Raw genomic sequence first — 18,502 nt, 5'->3', positions numbered from 1 at the left:
AAGGAGATTTATCAATGAAAATTCGAACCGTTAAAACCATGGGGTTACTGCTTTTTGCAAATTGGTTAAGCGCGGCAGAAAATGGCTCATCCGAGCCCTTAGTGGATGTCAATAAGGTTTCTTTAGAATACGTATCTCCTATAGTAACCGTTCCCGGTAATGTAATGAATCGCAATGTATCCGATATTGCATCGGAGCAAAGTGGTCGATTGAAGTGGGTGGTTGATATAGGCGAAGTCGTAACTGAAGGGCAAGTACTGGCCGAGATAAATGCCGATATGAACAAGTTGGTACTGGCCGAACAAAAAGCGCGTTATCGACAGCTTTCTGCCAATTTAGACTATCTGGAAAAACAAAAATTGCGCATGGAAAAATTGGTATTGCAACAAACGGCCGCAAAAAATGAATACGAAAGGACAGTAAGAGACCTCAATGTAGCCAAAGAAGAAATTGCCGCGCTTAACTGGCAAATCAAACAAACCGAATTACAACTGGAGAAAGCATCGGTAGTGGCGCCATTTGCGGGAAAAGTGACTCAGCGATTTGTTCAATCGGGGGAATATATTCGACAAGGTGAGTCCGTAGTACAAATTGTTGATACACACCGTTTAGACATTGTTGTTCGCGCACCGCTTACTACGGTATCTTATATCGAAAAAGATTTGGAACTTGAAGTCAGTATAAACGAAAAGCCAGTCATGTTACCGGTTCGTACCTGGAGCCCCGCGGGCGATTTATCGTCACGTACTTATGAGTTAAGAATTAATGCGGATCAATTGAATTTACTTTCGGGAATGCCTGTTAAAGTCAACCTCCCTCGGCAGTCACCGGATATTACTACAACCATTTCCAGAGATGCATTAATACTTCGCGACCGAGAGCAGTTTGTATTGGTTGTGGATGAAAAGGAATTAACCACACGTAAAGTACCGGTTAAAACAGGTAGCGGTGTTGGTGAGAGGATCTCAGTTGAAGGCCAGTTGAGTGACGGTGAAATGGTGATTGTTCGCGGAGCGGAAAGTTTAAAAGAAGGTCAAAAAGTCAGGTTGTTAAATGAGCCGCAGCTTAAATTAGAAGTGGTTAATCATGTTCTGCAGGGGCATTAATGCGCAAGTATAGAATTCTAGTTTTTTATTTATTTTATAATTTTTATATTATCTCATCGATCTAGTACAAAAATGACAGATATTCACATCACTCATTGAGAAAATAATTCATTTAAATGAAGCGTGAAGATCTTCAGAAGTGCGCGGTAAACAAACGCTAAGCAATGGAAGTTCTCGTCATATGTTCTAAACTCGAAGGAGTTTGTGGGCATTTCAGCGGCATATTAAGGACTTCTATCATGCACATCTCAAAAACGTCTAAAAGAGCGATACTGTTGTACGCTACCCTGGTATTTTCAACATTTTCAGTCGCACAGGAAGACGACACTTTTTCAAGTATATCTCTTGAAGATCTCTTAAACATAGAGGTTTCATCAGCGACTAAAACCGCTGGAGTTTCAATTCAAAAGGCTCCCAGCGTTGTTAGGGTATTTACGAGAGATGTCATTGAACAGCAAGGATTTTCTACTTTATTAGAATTGTTAAATCAGGTTCCTGGAATTCAAGTACAGCAATATCGAGCTGGACACCAGTTGGCCTGGATTCGAGGTGTTCAATCACGTTATAACAGTAAAGTCTTATGGCTCATTGATGGTGTTCCAATGCGAGACAGTTATTATGGACACAGCGCAATAGATGACATGTTTCCACTCGAGTACATTGAACGAGTAGAGGTTATTAATGGACCGGGGAGTGTGTTATATGGTGCAAATGCATTTGCTGGAGTAGTTAGTATAACAACAAAAAGCTCTGGGCGAGCAGTACGTGCGAGTTCTGGAACTTACAAAACATACAAAGCAGGCGCTCAGTTTGATGGAGAATGGGGGTATGGCTATGCCGATTATTATGAGACCGATGGTTTCAAACCTGAACTTAAGGTAACTGGCGAACCCTATGCTCACCCGCATGACGCAAAAAGAAAAACAGCTTACCTTTCTTTAAAAGGAGAAAAGCTATCGGGAAGTATTAGCTTTACCGATTATGAACATGCGGATACGTTCCGAAAAGCGGGACGATATCGCACACATCATAGAAAGCCGTTTTATGTTTCTGGGAGGTATCAAGATACTTTTGAAAACGGGGCAAACTTAAATGTACTTGCCTATTATGAAAAGTATGAATATAGCAAACAAGAGTCTGAATTTACCGATGGTGGTGCTCTTGATTCAATTGAGCTAGAAGTTTTAGATACTGTACTAATGGGAGTGGATTTAGATTACTCGCAAACGTTTGATGAACATGTGTTGGTTGCAGGCGTTTCCTTTCAACAAGATGAGGAAGATGGAATATCTGCTTTCGATTTATTTCCAGCATTTGAACAAAGTATTAACTTGAGCGAATCAGGAATTTCACGGAATACTTTTGGCTTGTTTGCACAAGATATGTGGTCACTCAGCGATAAAATGACATTCACGTCGGGAATACGTTACGATGTACAGTCGGACTTCGACGATGAGTTAAATTATCGATTGGGTTTAACTTATGTTAGTGAACGATATTATGCCAAAGCACTAATAGGTACCGCGTACCGTGTACCGACATATCGCGAGTACATTGATATCACTGCCTTTAATTCTGAATTAGAACCCGAACATTTACAAACACTTGAATTTCAATTGGGATATAAAGGAGCGAGAAGTGATACAAACATAACGCTATTTAGGAACCAATATGAAGATTTTATTAAAGAGCTGAATGTAGCTACTATTTCAACGCCAAATGGCGATAGAAGTATCGATGACGAGTATGCCATTAATGCTGATGAAGTTGTTGTGACCGGTATTGAGTTAGTTTGGCGCTTTTTCCCAACCGAAAGAATTCAAATATCAGCGGGATTTTCACATCTATTTGATGCAACTCAAAAAATTGGTGCTATTGACTCGAGTATAACTCTGGATGATCCTCAATTGTTTAATCCCAATAAAGAGGATTTAAGATATCTGGCTGACAATACGCTTAATGCAACACTTGGTTATGAGGCAAGTGATAATTGGAAAATGGGTATTAACTGGCTTTATATGAGTGAACGAAAAGTCAGTGAAATTTACCAAGATGATGTGGATCCTATCTTTCAAGACCGAAAAAATAACGATGCGTTTCATCGATTTGACTTTGTTGCTCACTGGACCCCTTTAAATAGTTTTACTTTTTCGCTTAAAATAAGAAACTTAGCGGACAGTCAGTTTTATTCGCCGCCTGCGGATAAACCCGATGGTTATGATTTGGAATGGCCTGGAAGATCAACCAGTGTTGAGGTTGCTTATTCATTTTGAATAAGCGCTGAATTATCCTTATTAAACAGCGCATATTATATTTTATTGTTAATTTTCTAGCGATTTGGTGTATGTTTTTGTCGATAATTAATCTTAAGTTTTCAATTTGAGTTCTTAAAAAACATTTGGAGATTCTGAACTCGCTCTAAAAATACATACATGAGAACGTACAGTTAAAACAGTGCGTTCTAAAATTAACTACAACGGTGTGTTAATTAACTTTTAAAGTTATAGAGCGTTTTTACTCAATAAATTAAACAATAGCGCTTTACGTTAAATTGGGTTTTTCAGTTAAGTCATTTCCTTACTCGAGTTTAATATTCGGTAATACAAGGCTTTTAGCTTTTTAAGTAACAAAACTCTGACTAACCCATAGAGCATGAGCAATATTACAATCATTTCCGGCATAGAGAGAAAAACGGTACCCTGCAATCGCTCAGGGAAAACGCTGGCACCAGGGCCGGTAAAAAGTGAACCTGATGCGATATAGAGGGCAAAGCTCATGCGCCATAAATGCCTTGCGATACGGTGAGGTCCATTGAGTACTTTTATAAGAATAAAGTTTAGGTCTAGTAAACCGGCAATTAAGGCGAGTACGCCGAAAAAAAAGTAAGGTTCAGGTGGGTATCCAGCGAACTGTTTAGGTTCATTGTTCAATGCCGTATGCCCTAAGTAAAAACATGTTAAGCTTAATCCCACGACAGTGATAAAGGCAAAATAATCAATCATGCCTGCCTTATTGTTCTTCCTTTTTATTGTCACCCAAGAAGTGACCACTAAATAACCCGTAAAAATACCGGCCAGTAATACAAGTGTCATTGATAATTGATACGCTATAACTGAGCCTGTTGTCGCCATTACCATCATGAAACAGAAAAATGTATTGCCTGCCTTACGATGTAAAGTAGTCCCCTTTTTACTCAATAATGCGAGCATACCTGCTATTACAGATACTCCCCCAGTTAAAACGTGTAAGAGCATGAGTGGCGATGATTCCATTTGACTATCCTGTTTAAAATCTTGTCTTTTGTATGTTACTTGAGCAAAGCCATTCAAGTTCTAGCATTGTGTTCCTAAAATGTAACCTTTCTTTTCGTTTGGAATCTGGTAGAGCATACGTCACTGTGTTTAACGAACTAACTTGTTGACGAATAGGACAGTGACTTCGAATTGAATAAGATTGGTCAATCAACATAAAAAGTCAGTCTAAGTCCGAAAATTCGTTATACTTGGCTAAGAATAAGTCAAGTGACAATAAGCCATCTCAAAAATTCAACGAAAGCAGGCTTTAATATGGATCTACATAACCCTTTAGTATCGGTTTTATTTTTTCTTACTGCAGCGGTCATTGCCGTTCCACTTTTTCGTCGCCTCAAGTTAGGAGCCATTCTTGGTTACCTGGTCGCTGGTGTATTGCTTGGTCCATTTGGGCTCAATTTGGTGTCGGATCCACAGAATATTTTACACTTTTCAGAAATAGGCGTTGTACTGTTGCTTTTCGTCGTAGGCTTAGAGTTAGAGCCAGAGAAAATATGGTCTATGCGGCATCATATTAGTGGAATGGGCGCTGGGCAACTTGTCGTGAGTGGCATGATTATTATGGGGTTGTCTGTGTTAATTATTGACTCTCTACAAGGCGCTTTAGTGATTGGGTTAGTGTTAGCTTTGTCCTCGACGGCCTTTGCGGTTCAACTTATGACAGAAAAAGGTGTGATTGCATCACCAGCTGGCCGGAGAGGTTTTGCTATTTTACTTTTACAAGATTTAGCCGTAATACCCATTCTCTTTCTCGTAAGCACACTGTCAGCAGAGCAATCCACACAAGCGACGGCATGGTATTGGAGTGTCACGGCGGTTGTTGTTTTACTGTTAATCGGTCGGTATGCGTTAAACCCAATATTAAAAATGGTTTCTCAGTATGGAAACCGAGAAAGTATGACAGCGACAAGCTTGTTGATTGTGGTTGGAGCGGCGGTATTGATGTATGAAGCAGGGCTTTCGATGGGAATGGGGGCCTTTATTGCTGGGATCATGTTAGCCAACTCAAGTTTTCGACATCAATTAGAAAGTGACATTGAACCGTTTAAAGGCCTCACATTAGGATTATTCTTTATAGCAATTGGTATGACGCTGGATGTGCAGTTGTTTTTAAAAAGCCCGATGATACTCTTACTTTTAGCATTCGGTCTTATGGCAATTAAAACCTTGGTCATTGCGGTACTGATGCATATTTCGAAAGTGGATTGGAAACAAGGGTTAAAAGTGGCTCTTATGCTAAGTCAAGGAGGCGAGTTTGCATTTGTGGTTATGTCTCAAGCCAGTCAAGGTGGCGTACTCGATCCTTCTGTTTCCGATCAGGTTAATTTAATTGTTGGGTTATCCATGGCACTTACATCGCCCTTGGTGATATTGCTGGATAAGTTAGTTGGCGATCAAGTTGTTATTCAACCAGATCGAGAGGGGCCTAGTTATTCAGACAATCCTGAAGTATTAATACTTGGCTTTGGACGTTTCGGTCAAGCGACAGGACGTATTTTAGCCGCGAACCGAATTCCTTTTGTTGCTATTGATAAAGATGCAGAGCATATCGATTTTGTGAAGCGATTTGGTAATAAAGTACACTTCGGTGATGCGACACGTTTGGATGTGTTACAAGCTGCTGGAATATCGCATACAAAAGTTGTATTAGTCGCCATCGATGACCCCGTTCAATGCGAGTTGATCGTTAAGTTAATTCGTCATCACTTTTCTGAAGTTACGATTATTTCAAGAGCTCGCAATCGCTCGGCTTATTGGGCATTACGGGCGGCCGAAGCAGACCATGTCGTTCGAGAAATATTTTCCGGAAGTTTGGAGGCGGCGAGTTTAACGCTTGGTGCCGTTGGTTATTCAAGCAGCGAAGCAAGTCGGGTTGTTGAAGACTTCAGAGATCATGATACGGCAATGATTGAAGAGACTTTAGAGCATCGAGGAGATATTGATAAGCTGATCGAAATGGGGCGCAAAGGCCGATCGGATTTGGAGCGGTTATTTAATCAAGATCAGAGTGCCCAATAAGTACTGCTTCGTTGGCGAGGTACTTTAAGCATTTAGCCTTCAATACAGGCTTACGATTCTTGTGAGATCGCTTTTAACCAGCCCGCTAAACCACTCTGCATACTTTTGGTTTTGTAACCTAATTCCGACAGTAGCTTCGCCGCCTTCAAACTGCGGACACCCGATTGGCAATAACATAGAATGACTTTTTCTTGATTTAACAAGGAATGTTCTTTTTCGAGTTCTGACAGCGGAATATGTTCACCGCCAATATGAAAAGCACTGCGTTCCGCATCGGTACGAACATCCAACACGAAATTGTCATCTGATGTTTTTAATGCTTCGAATTGCTGACAACTGATTTCTAATGGACTTGGTTCATCTGATGTGCAGACAAGCTGATAAAACTCAGTAAGTTGCTCGGGTGTTTGATGTTCCTGACAAATCACACATTCGCTGTTTTGCGTTAACTTAATTTTTCGAAAAGTTAAATCAACCGCTTCAATAAGCATGAGCGTATTTTTTAACGGGGTAGGTAAGCCGACTAAAAATTTAATCGCTTCATTCGCTTGGAATAGACCAAGCATTCCGGGTAACACACCAAGAACACCGGCAGCATTGCAGTCAGGAACTTCGGTGGGGGTATCAGGGAATAAGCAACGAAAACAAGCATTGTTGTCGCCGGGAACAAATAAGGCACATTGGCCGGAAAAATGGAAAACACTGGCGAATACCCAAGGTTTTTTTAGCTGCGCGCACACATCATTGATTAAATAACGGGTAGCAAAATTATCGGTGCAATCCAAAACCAAATCGGCCGCTTCGACTAATGTTCTTGCATTGTTTAAAGTGAAATGTTCAGGAATGGCACTTACTTTAATTTCAGGGTTTAACGCAAGCAGCCGTTCTTTACCGCATTCGGCTTTAGACTTTCCAACGTGATCGCAGCTGAAAAGAATTTGTCGTTGCAGGTTAGTGGTGTCCACCACATCACCATCAACCAGTGTGATTTCACCAACGCCCGCTGCCGCGAGATAAAGAGAAACCGGCGATCCAAGACCTCCGGCACCAACAATCAATACGTTCGATTGCTTAAGTTTGGTTTGACCTGTCACACCGACTTGAGGCAATTGAATATGGCGGGTGTAGCGTAACCATTCGGCCGCCGAAAACGTTGTGCTAGGTTCTTTCATAATAACCGATAACTTATTGATGGTTGATTTAGTGATTTATGAGTTTAATAAACTCTCGTGCGGTGTGTTCCGGGTTTTCCGCTAACGTTATAGCGGTGATCATGGCGATAGAATCCACACCAGTTTGCGCTACTTGAGGAATTCGCTCTCGATTAATACCACCAATAGCGACTAATGGATACTGTAATACGTTTCGCCAATAACTTAAACCGTCTAGGCCATGAGGTATCCAGGGCATTGGCTTGGTATTGGTATGGTATACAGGACCGCATGCGATGTAAGAGGGGTGGTAGCTGTGTGCACGAGCGACTTCGTAATGACAATGGGTGCTGGTGCCCAATCGCAAACCGGCATTAGCAATAGCTTTTACATCGGCATCGTCGAGATCTTCCTGTCCTAAGTGAACGCCGTATGCGTTGTATTTTATGGCCAATTGCCAGTAGTCATTGATAAACAATCGGCATTTGTATTTGTTCGCTAGAGTTACCGCTTTTCGTATTTCATTTTCAAGTTCATCACTTTGTAGATCTTTCACTCTAAGCTGAATAGTAGTAACACCCTGAGGTGCTAATCGTTTGATCCAGTCTGCTCGATCAACAACCGGATACAAGCCCATCTTAGGCTCATTGCACTCAGCAAAATGATAATCTTCAAATGCAAAATCGGCTTCACGGGTCAAGCAAGGGAGATCCATTTGCTTATCGGGAAAGGCTTGAATGGAAACCGGCCCGTGATCGGTTTCAATACTGTAGCCTAACCGTAAACCCTGATTGACGGCCATTTTAGCAATCACGACGGAATCATACAGTGAATATCCCAGTGCAAGGCTCGATGCTAAGGCTGAAGCAAAAGCACAACCTGTACCGCGTGTGTTGACCGAATCTATTCGTTTGCTTGAAAGCCAAAAACTGCGTTCATGATCTTGAAAATAATCCTGACACCACTGACCGGCTCGGTGACCACCTTTTATAACGACGGCTTTTGCTCCACGTGACAGTAGGGTATCTGCAGCCGCTTTTATATCTTCAACTGTATGAATGGGCACTCCGGAAAGTTGTTCCGCTTCGTAAAGGTTGGGTGTCACAACCGTGGATAAAGGAATGAGTTGATCCGAGAGCGCATTAAGCAATTCTTCTTCGGAAAAATCACCACCGCTGCTGGCTTTAAGCACCGGATCGATGACTAAAGGAATGCTTGATGTTTCAACGCGGTGTTTGATCAATGGAACCTGTTGTGCGTTGGCAATTAGTCCGACTTTGACGACATCAATGGGTAAGCTAAAAGCAGCGTCGAGCTGTGATTGCAAAACATTAAATTCGACGGGATTGACCGCAAACACCTGATGATTGTTTTGCGCGGTATTGGCCGTAATAACGCTCGCGCTATGAATACCAAACGCGGCTTGTGTGCGAATATCCATTGTCATCCCGGCCATTCCGGCCGAATCATTTCCGGCGATGGTTAACACGCTTGGGCGGATGGGCATTTTTGTTTTAATTTTCATCGTATTTTAATTTTGTTGCCAAAAAGGAGTGCCGATCGTTGGAGTGCTTGGTTGTGCCAAATCACGTTCGGGTATAATACCCGCTTCGTAAGCGTATCGACCGGCCAGTAGTGCGTGTTTAAAAGCGGTTGCCATGGTTACCGGGTCATTGGCTTGCGCCACAGCGGTGTTTAATAAAATGCCGTCGTATCCGAGTTCCATCGCCTGTACCGCATGAGAGGGTGCGCCAATGCCGGCGTCAACTATCAGCGTAATATTCGGTAACCGATGACGCAAGGTTCGTAACGCATAAGGGTTCATTAATCCTTTTCCAGTGCCAATGGGTGCTCCCCATGGCATTAAAATACGGCAACCCGCTTCTACCAATTTTTCACACAATACCAAGTCGTCGGTGCAATACGGAAACACTTCAAAACCTTGATCGATAAGTTCTTTGGTTGCTTCCAGCAGCGCAAAAGGGTCGGGTTGTAAATTGTACTCGTCACCGATCACTTCTAATTTAATCCAGTGAGTGTTGAAAAGTTCACGTGCCATTTGTGCCGTTGTAATTGCCTCCTTTACTGAATGGCAACCCGCGGTGTTGGGTAGCAAATTTAAATTCAGTTCTTTGAGGAGGTTCCAGAAGTCAAGACCGCAATTTTTGGTCGGGTTTTGACGACGCAGCGAAACCGTAACCACTTCTGAGCCTGATGCTTTAATTGCGTCTTGCATAATTTGTGGCGACGGGTATAAAGCTGTACCGATCAAAAGTCGGTTGGATAGTTGTTTGTCGGCGAGTTGCCACATATCATGATACCTGTTTTGTTATTCACGGCCTACAGCCAAAACTTGCTAAGGATTACCCACCTTGCATCGGTGTTAATATTTCCAGTCGATCACCGTCTTTTAAATTGATTGAGTCATAATGGCTTTTGGGAATAAAGCTTTCATTTATTGCAATTGCGAAATCGCTCTGTCCACTAACTACGTCATTAAGCAGTGCTTGAAGATTGTTATGTTCGACTTGTTGGCTTTTGCCGTTTAGTACGATCTGGATCACTGTTAAGCTACCTGTTGAATTAAGTTTTCGAATGGAGATTGATACTTTCCTTCGTTGGATTGCAATTGATAAGACAACCATCGCACAACCTCTTCTGCCAGAGTTGGCGCTAATAAAAATCCATGGCGATAGAGGCCATTAATACGTACTAAACCATCGCTATAGCTTATTTTCGGCAAATTATTTTTTAAAGCCGGTCGACAGTTAACTTTAGTATCGATGATTCGTGCTTCTGCAAACCCTGAGTGCAAACTGTAGGCCGCCGATAAAAGCTCCAATGTGGAATGTACCGTGATGGGGCCTATGTCATCGCTTTCAATTTGAGTCGCTCCAATAATGTAATGATCCTTGTTCATTTGAGGCACTAAATAAAGCCGATAACGTGGATGCATTAAACGCACCAAGCGAGTAATATTGACTTCGGGGGCTTGCAACCAGATGAGTTCGCCGCGTACACCGCGTAGCTCTGACCATTGGGGTTTAGCGCCGAGTCCACGCGTATCAACCACTAAATCAAAGTTGTGTTTTTTGTTTTTAGTGACGACGAGATTCGGCGAAATGTTATCGATGAATGTGGATGAATGCCAGGTTACCTTTTTTTCTAAAAGGCTTTTTGCCAGCGAATCCATAACACATAAACTGTTTAACCAAGCTTCTTGCGGTAAGTAAGTGGCTTGGTTGAATTTTTCTGCCAGCTCTGGTTCAAGGTTTGCTAATGCCTGTTGGTCCAGTTGTTGAAATTGTTCGGCGTTGGCATCAAGTTTATGCAAGACGTGCTGATTAAAACGTAGTAAGTCAGTGCGATCATTGCCATGCGCAACCACCAAGGAACCACGTGCGTAAAAACCGATGCCGTTACCGAGTTGTTGGGCAATTTGAGGCCAAAGTTGCAGCGAACGCATACCCATTTGGTATATGGTTAGCTCGGCTGACTCTACTTCACAATAAGGCGTGAGCATTCCCGCAGCCGTATAGGCTGCTGCCGTTCCATGTTCGATGGGATCTTTATCGAACAAAGTTACTTTATGTCCGGCGTTTACCAGTTGCCATGCCAGTAACCGACCCATAATGCCGGCTCCGGCAATGCCTATATCAAGATGTTTGGCGTTCAAAATTTTATCGTTTAACTTTGTTGTTCAACATAAATTTCTCCCCCTTGCGCTTTAAACTCCGCCGACTTTTGCTTCATACCTTCTTCCGCAATTTTTTGCTGTTCCGATAGTTTTTGTTGGTCAGAGTAATCGCGCACCTCCTGACTGATTTTCATGGAACAAAATTTGGGGCCGCACATGGAGCAGAAGTGAGCGACTTTGGCGGAGTCTTTGGGTAATGTTTCATCGTGGAATTCACGTGCACGATCGGGATCGAGTCCCAGATTAAATTGATCTTCCCATCGAAATTCGAAACGCGCTTTTGAGAGCATATCATCACGATAGCGTGCACCCGGATGACCTTTAGCGACATCCGCCGCATGAGCTGCAATTTTGTAAGTGATGATGCCTTCTTTTACATCGTCACGATTCGGAAGACCAAGATGTTCTTTTGGCGTGACGTAACACAACATCGCACAACCGAACCAGCCGATCATGGCGGCACCGATGCCGCTGGTAAAATGGTCGTAACCAGGAGCTATATCTGTGGTTAGAGGACCCAGTGTATAGAAGGGGGCTTCGTGACAATGCTCTAATTGCTTGTCCATATTTTCTTTGATCATATGCATGGGCACATGACCCGGACCTTCAATCATGACCTGCACGTCGTGCTTCCAGGCAATTTTGGTGAGTTCACCGAGTGTTTCCAGCTCGCCAAACTGTGCTGCATCGTTAGCGTCTGCCAAAGAGCCCGGGCGTAATCCATCACCTAAAGAAAAGCTGACATCGTACGCTTTCATAATTTCGCAAATTTCTTCGAAGTGCGTGTAAAGGAAGTTTTCTTTGTGATGAGCGATACACCATTTCGCCATAATGGAACCGCCGCGTGAAACAATGCCTGTCACGCGATCGGCCGTCAGCGGAACGTATCGCAATAATACACCGGCATGAATGGTAAAATAATCCACGCCTTGCTCGGCCTGTTCAATTAACGTATCTCGAAAAACTTCCCAAGTAAGATCTTCGGCAACACCGTTTACTTTTTCTAATGCCTGATAAATAGGAACCGTACCAATTGGTACCGGAGAGTTACGAACAATGTAATCTCGCGTGGCATGAATGTGTTTACCGGTAGAAAGATCCATTACCGTATCGCCGCCCCAGCGGATAGACCAAACCAGCTTTTCCACTTCTTCTTCGATACTGGAAGTGAGTGCAGAGTTTCCAATATTGGCGTTAATTTTTACTAGAAAATTGCGACCAATGATCATGGGCTCCAGTTCGGTGTGATTAATATTCGCCGGAATGATGGCGCGACCTTCCGCGACTTCTTTACGAACGAACTCCGCTGTAATGGGTTGCAGATTTGCACCCATTGAATTTCCGGCTAAGCGTTTGTTGCGTTCTTCAGTGGTAAACTCATTGCGCAACGCTTCGCGTGCCTGGTTTTCGCGAATGGCAATGTATTCCATTTCTGGTGTAATAATGCCGCGGCGTGCGTAATGCATTTGCGACACATTTTGTCCTGTTTTTGCACGGCGCGGTTTTCGTTGTAAGTTGGGGTTAAAATATTGAAAGGCTTTTTCTTTGTCAGTCATTCCATTATCGATGGGTTTAATTTCACGTCCTTCGTAAAATTCACTATCACCTCGCGCTTCAATCCATTGTGATCGAATGTCTGGTAATCCCTTGTGCACATCGATATCGACGGATAAATCAGTATAAGGGCCGGAAGTATCGTAAACGGTTACATGGCTGCCATCGGTCAAATCGATTTGTCGCATTGGCACTTTCACATCGGGCATCGATTCCGAAGCGACATAAACTTTTTTGCTCGCCGGAAGGGGATCACGAGTAATTATCTTAGAATTCTTTTCGCCGATGGGCGCTTTGCTGTTCATTTTTTGTCCTCACTGTTGGCGTTAGCGAGGCGTAGTAGAGAGGTTATAAGCCGATTGATGTCGCTCATCCCTACGCCGATACTAACCGGATCAGGTTCTACGGGTTTGCCGACGACCGCTTATTCAACGGTGTTTGGCATCTCAGCAACTGCGAACCAAAGTAATTGGCTCTGGCACCCCGAGAGCAGATGTGGCAATTATAGGAGAAAGTCGGAATATTAGAAAGTAATGCCTTATTTCCATTTAAATTTCTGAATGTCTTGTGTTGAGCAAAATATCATCAGGCTTCAATTGACAGCCGATAATGATAAATCAACATTTCCTCATTCCTTTATAGTGTGAATAACACCACGCGAGATTATCGCTCGTTTGATATAATGCGTCGTTTTTTTAAGCAATCTTTAAGAACGGATGAAGCACTCTCTTTTTTTCTTAACCTTGATGGCCTCGTTTTTCATTCCTAAATCGTATGCCTTTGATGCGGGAGAACATGCCTTGCTGGGTGACTTGGCAATGAAGCAATATTTTCCTGAGTTCGATAATCGTATCGTTAACCTCGAAGCCGATATTGACTTTCGTTACGGGCAGTTGGTTGCAATGGCAGCCGATATGTACAAGAGTGTGGAAGAAATGGCACTGGATGAACCCAAACACCTGAAAGATTATTACTTGCACAATCGACGTAAATTGAAAGAGTGCATTGATAAGGAAGTTCGGTCCATTCGCGAAAAAGAACAGTATGAGAAATGCAGTGAAACAAATTTGGTGAAGCGAAAGTTTCGATACCTGACCTTAGCGCACGACAACTTTTCTCATTTTGCGTGGCATAACATCAAGTATTATATTCAATACCACGAGCAAGCATTATGGTTTGCGCAGTTAGCTTATTTAAAATGTAGTGAAGAGTCTTGGCAAGAAAACAAAGTCGAGTGCGATAAAAAACACCATCAATTAGTAGAACTGGTCAATCAATCACACTACAAAGCGCGTTTATCCAAAAAATATAAGTATCTGAAAAAATTGTTAGCGCGACGTAAATTAACCAAGAAATATCTGATTGAATTACCAAAACAAAAAATGATTCATTTGGCTCTGTTCGCTAATGCTTATGCCGATCATTTTCTTAGCGATGCTTTTTCCGCCGGCCATTTACGTATTCCACGTTCGCAAATTGATGCGTTTGTTGAGGCCAGTGATAACTTAAAATCTTTAAACGAAATAACGCGTCGAGAAGAGGGCAGTGTTATATCTGGTGCGCTAACCCAATATTTACATAACCTGGATGGTGACCGAGTCGGCGTTAAAGTACGTAACGCTCGTGGTGATCGCTTCGAATTACGTGGCGATAAGCAGCTGTTTGCCGTTAATAATGATATTCAAATGGCTGGACAACCCGGAAAACAGCCGAGAGCACAATTACCGGTAGAGGCGATTGGTATTTCCTTAAAACAAATATTTGATGTAATCGAACAAGGCGCGCAGTCGAAGTCAAAGGTTTACCCTGCTTTAAGGCTGGTTCCTTTTGTTGATCTTGAAAATGAAAAAACTTTGCATCAAGTGGTTGCACAACATATAGAGCAAAGTGGTTCAATTAAAAATGCGCTTGATCAAATGAGCCCGGAAATGCAGAACTTATACCGAAGTGCCATGTTGTTTGAAGACGATGGGTACAAAACCTTTTTTAAAAAGTTTTTTGATAATATCGAGTCGATAATGAGTGTCTTTCGGCAACAAATCAGAGATGAAATGCAAGAGCTGGATTGGGCAGAGCGAATACCCGAGCCTTTGAAGCAGGCATTGATAAACATTCGATAGGTTGTACCTAACCTATCACTTTCAGCTTGAATGGGTGCAAAAGTTGCTTTACCAGCCGTATACTTTGTGCCAAAGTTAGCCGCTGCTACTTGGTAGTGAATACTTTAAACAGAAAGAGACAACTATGAAGAAAACCACATTCACTTTAGGATTGGCGTTGCTGGCCGGTTGGGCAAATGCGACACAACCTCATCAAGCCGTACTTGATGTTAATTACGTTGATGCTGAAGACGCCAATACCGATGGCCAATCTTTAAGGTTGCAGCTGCCTGTAAAACAGGGGATGTATTTGGTAGCCGGAAAAACCAACTTTGATGCCAATGGCGAAACGAGCAAGCGAAAAATAAAAGAGTTGGGTGGTGGATTTTTTTGGACAGCAACGGCAACTTCGAGCATGTACTTGGGTTACAGCAAGGTCGACTTTGATCCTGGCGTTGAGGCAAAAGAAAGTTTGAATCAATATTCATTAGGATGGCGAGGACGTTTTAGCCATTCAGTTGAATTAAACCTCGAGTATAACCAAACAGAGTTTTCTGAGTCGGAACTGGATAAGGAAGGGTATAAAACAGCTTTACATTTTTATTTCAGTCCTAACTTTGCGCTGACTGCCGAGAAACATAAGTGGCGCGAAGAAAATATGTTATTTTTTGGTGTGCGGTTTACATCGGGGAAATAACGAACCTATTCGATAAAAAAAAGGCGAACATAATGTTCGCCTTTTTTAGGATTGGTGTAAATCTTTCTAAAAAATATTAAAAGATGGGTTTACACCCATCCTACAAAAGCTAATATTACTCGCAACTCGCAACTCGCAACTCGCAACTCGCAACTCGCAACTCGCAACTCGCAACTCGCAACTCGCAACTAAGAAGCCGCTTCCGAACAACGCTCCAATTTCGCTTTACGGTTATTATTTAACGCCGGAATTTTAGGTTTAAATAATAAAATCAAGCGTGGCAATAACGTTAGGTTGGCAAGTAAAGCGGTGGCCATTGCTATACTGGTCAAAACACCAAAATAAATTGTCGGAATAAAGTTAGAGAATATCAACACCGAAAAGCCGGCAATTACTGTAAGAGAAGTGTAATACAACGCTTTACCAATTGAGTTGTGGCAGGCTTGTACACAAGCTTCGTAATCTTCACGATTCGAAAACTCCTTACGGAACCGGAAAATATAGTGAATCGTGTTATCCACACCAATGCCAATCGCAATGGCTGCGATCATTATGGTCATCATATCCAATGGAATTCCAAACCAGCCCATGGCACCTAAAACCATTGCTGCTGCTAATGCGTTAGGAACTAACCCTATAATGGCGAGCTGGACCGAACGAAATATCGGAATAAACATGAGCAGAATAGCAAGAAATACCGTGGCAATGGTTTTAATTTGTGAATCAAACAAGCTGTCCAGCATATTATTATAAAGCACGAACATTCCAGTAATAGCGTAGTCGTTTGGTTTTAGTCCCAGATCATTCTGGAAGTAATTGTCGAGCATGGTCAAAAACTGGCTGCGTTTTAAGTCTGGGTGCGAGTCGATCATTCGTACGGACAAGTGAACTTCGGTACCGTCGTCATTATGATAAGGATCGACTAATTGACGGCGAATGTCCGTCGACATGCGCTTATAAAACAACCCCAACAGAAAGTCATCGAGCGGTTTGCCACCGTTCAAATCGTTTAATAATCGAAAGCTTGAAGTAAGGGATAGCACTTTGCCCGTTACCGCGTGTTGCTCTAAAAAGCTGTGTACTTGAGATAAGGTTTGGGCACCCATTTGAGTAAATACGGGAGAAACTTTTTCGGCTTCTTCATTTTCAAAGTCATCAAAGCCTTCACCGAAGTCTTCTTCTTGTTCAAAGTCATTCTGGATTAAAGCTTTTGTTTTTATGATGACATCGAGTGGGGTGGTGCCTCCTAAATGTTGATCAATGGTTTTCATACCCTGATGAATTTCAGTATGACTTCTAAAATAATCGATAAACCGGTTATCAACCGAGAGTCGAAATAACCCACTAATGGCAAAGCCTGCAACCAATATAGCGGTAACCATAATGGTGGTATTGTTACGAAGTGTCCAACGACCTAAAGCCGATGTAAATTCGGTGAGTACCGATTTCAATTGTTTTTCTTTATTCTTTTTATAAGTGACTTTTACAAATAGCGGAAATGCAAAAAAGGCTATCACAAACGCTAACGCCAACCCCATCGACATCATAATACCAAAATCTTTTACTGGACGAATATCACTCACAACCAATGAGCCGAATGCGACCATGGTGGTTAATGCGGTAAACAGACAGGGAACAAACATGGTACTTAATGTGGTTTTTAGTTTTTCAGTCACTGACAAGTCGCGGTATTCAAAAGTGAGCTCGCGAAAACGGACGATTAAATGAATGGTTAACGACATGGTCATGATCAATAACAGGGCGATAAAATTGGATGAGATCACGGTTGCTGGCCAATCAAGCCAGCCCAGTAAGCCGATCATTGAGATTACGGCTAATGAACAAATTCCAAGCGGTAACAAAATCCAATGAAGCTGACGGAAAATCAATGTCAGAATTAAAATTAATATTACGAAAATAAGAGAACCGAAAATAACCAGATCACTTTGAACATAGTCCATCAGGTCGTTAGCGATCATGGGAACGCCACCAAGAAACAGCCTTAAGTGACTGGGTTGCTCTTTTATAATGGCTCGTAATTCAACGATGGTTTGCTTCGTTACTTGACTGTAAGCAAGGTTTTGCTCTCGTACTTTTTGTTTGAGTGTTTCTTTTTTGAGTTGCTCGGGTTCGGTTAATGTTTTGTTGCCATGAGTAACCTGAAATTCGGTAAGTGCCCGAATGCTTTGTTTGAGCGTTTCTGGAATATTCAGGTTGATTTGTAACGCTGTTAAATGGCCATCACTTGATATGATCAAATCTTTATAGATGGGATTTTTAATCAAAATTTGTTTGGCTTTCTCTAAATCAAACTGACCTTGACGCAACGTTGTGGACTTGCCTTCCACCGTAAATATATCGGTTTCTTCTGGATCAAATAACGGGATATCCAGAATTGAGGTAACCGATTCGACCGCTTCGATCTTGACTATTCGATCTTGTAATTTCGCCAGAAGATCAAGGTTACGTTGAGTAAACAGCTCATCTTCAGGATCAAACAGTAAAAATAGATAATCATCGCTGCCATATTGCAAATAGGTATTGCGATACGCGGTTAGCGAGGGATCGTTTTCCAGTAGCAAAGAGTCGGCGGACGCATCCAGTCTAAAGTTATTCAATTTAAGCGATAGGCCCACGACGCAAAGCGATAACAGGATAAAAGTAAGCGTGGTTTTTTGAAGTGCGAAATTGGCAATCCAATGACCAATTTTTGAACGAAATTCCATCAAGAGTCCCCGGTTTCGGAAGGTTTTATTAAGTAGCTGAATTCGTTAGTGTCTATTCTAAGCGCTAGACGTGATTTTTGTAAATTTATACTGAACAAAGGCTGAATCGTATCACCGGGAGCGCTCTTCGTTTGAAGGTTGA

The 18,502-nt window shown here is 42.2% G+C and carries 13 protein-coding genes and 1 riboswitch; of the genes, 5 read left to right on the top strand and 8 right to left on the bottom strand.

Translation table 11 applies throughout. The annotated features are described in order from the left end of the window. The first annotated feature begins 14 nt into the window (after positions 1-14). Together ACTUJY_RS04015 and ACTUJY_RS04010 are read left to right on the top strand one after the other, a co-directional pair. The gene (locus ACTUJY_RS04015) at positions 15-1,106 is read left to right on the top strand and encodes an efflux RND transporter periplasmic adaptor subunit (RefSeq protein ID WP_463614769.1); all 1,092 of its coding nucleotides are present in this window, start codon (positions 15-17) and stop codon (positions 1,104-1,106) included. Between the two features lie 239 nt (positions 1,107-1,345). Continuing rightward, positions 1,346-3,379, top strand: coding sequence for a TonB-dependent receptor plug domain-containing protein (locus tag ACTUJY_RS04010; protein ID WP_463614768.1), 2,034 nt, complete (start codon positions 1,346-1,348; stop codon positions 3,377-3,379). 291 nt (positions 3,380-3,670) lie between these two features. On the opposite strand, the gene ACTUJY_RS04005 is transcribed toward ACTUJY_RS04010, so the two are convergent. Further along, entirely contained in the window at positions 3,671-4,378 is a 708-nt protein-coding gene (locus ACTUJY_RS04005; RefSeq protein WP_463614767.1) for a DUF2306 domain-containing protein, read from the bottom strand. Between the two features lie 294 nt (positions 4,379-4,672). Between ACTUJY_RS04005 and ACTUJY_RS04000 the strand changes: the two genes are divergently transcribed. After that, a complete protein-coding gene (locus ACTUJY_RS04000) occupies positions 4,673-6,436 on the top strand; it encodes a monovalent cation:proton antiporter-2 (CPA2) family protein (protein ID WP_463614766.1) in 1,764 nt (587 codons plus the stop codon). 50 nt (positions 6,437-6,486) lie between these two features. Here ACTUJY_RS04000 and moeB read toward each other — a convergent pair whose 3' ends face one another. From moeB to thiC, 6 genes are read right to left on the bottom strand one after another with little or no spacing between them, the layout of a single operon-like run. Next, positions 6,487-7,608 carry a molybdopterin-synthase adenylyltransferase MoeB gene (moeB, locus tag ACTUJY_RS03995; protein ID WP_463614765.1) on the bottom strand — a complete coding sequence of 374 codons (1,122 nt, stop codon included), beginning with the start codon at positions 7,606-7,608 and terminating at the stop codon, positions 6,487-6,489. Positions 7,609-7,636: 28 nt separating this feature from the next. Next, a complete protein-coding gene (gene thiE / locus ACTUJY_RS03990) occupies positions 7,637-9,112 on the bottom strand; it encodes a thiamine phosphate synthase (RefSeq protein ID WP_463614764.1) in 1,476 nt (491 codons plus the stop codon). 6 nt (positions 9,113-9,118) lie between these two features. Next, entirely contained in the window at positions 9,119-9,898 is a 780-nt protein-coding gene (locus ACTUJY_RS03985) for a thiazole synthase (RefSeq protein ID WP_463614763.1), read from the bottom strand. A 52-nt stretch (positions 9,899-9,950) separates the two neighbouring features. Continuing rightward, on the bottom strand, positions 9,951-10,151 hold the full coding sequence (gene thiS, locus ACTUJY_RS03980; protein WP_463614762.1) for a sulfur carrier protein ThiS: 201 nt from the start codon (positions 10,149-10,151) through the stop codon (positions 9,951-9,953). 2 nt (positions 10,152-10,153) lie between these two features. Continuing rightward, complete coding sequence (thiO, locus tag ACTUJY_RS03975; RefSeq protein ID WP_463614761.1) at positions 10,154-11,263, bottom strand: glycine oxidase ThiO; 1,110 nt, start codon at positions 11,261-11,263, stop codon at positions 10,154-10,156. An 11-nt stretch (positions 11,264-11,274) separates the two neighbouring features. After that, a complete protein-coding gene (gene thiC / locus ACTUJY_RS03970; RefSeq protein ID WP_463614760.1) occupies positions 11,275-13,143 on the bottom strand; it encodes a phosphomethylpyrimidine synthase ThiC in 1,869 nt (622 codons plus the stop codon). Between the two features lie 50 nt (positions 13,144-13,193). Continuing rightward, a riboswitch (TPP riboswitch) is annotated at positions 13,194-13,334 on the bottom strand. A gap of 220 nt (positions 13,335-13,554) precedes the next feature. On the opposite strand from thiC, the gene ACTUJY_RS03965 reads away from it, so the two are divergent. Continuing rightward, positions 13,555-14,958 carry a hypothetical protein gene (locus tag ACTUJY_RS03965; protein ID WP_463614759.1) on the top strand — a complete coding sequence of 468 codons (1,404 nt, stop codon included), beginning with the start codon at positions 13,555-13,557 and terminating at the stop codon, positions 14,956-14,958. 124 nt (positions 14,959-15,082) lie between these two features. Beyond that, positions 15,083-15,634, top strand: a complete 552-nt coding sequence (locus tag ACTUJY_RS03960; protein ID WP_463614758.1) for a hypothetical protein — start codon at positions 15,083-15,085, stop codon at positions 15,632-15,634. Between the two features lie 188 nt (positions 15,635-15,822). Here ACTUJY_RS03960 and ACTUJY_RS03955 read toward each other — a convergent pair whose 3' ends face one another. Beyond that, complete coding sequence (locus ACTUJY_RS03955; protein WP_463614757.1) at positions 15,823-18,360, bottom strand: efflux RND transporter permease subunit; 2,538 nt, start codon at positions 18,358-18,360, stop codon at positions 15,823-15,825. Positions 18,361-18,502 lie beyond the last annotated feature (142 nt).

Source organism: Pleionea sp. WD8-19, assembly GCF_055326765.1.
Note: the sequence above shows the minus strand (reverse complement) of the source record. Positions and strands in the feature narration are given on the sequence as shown.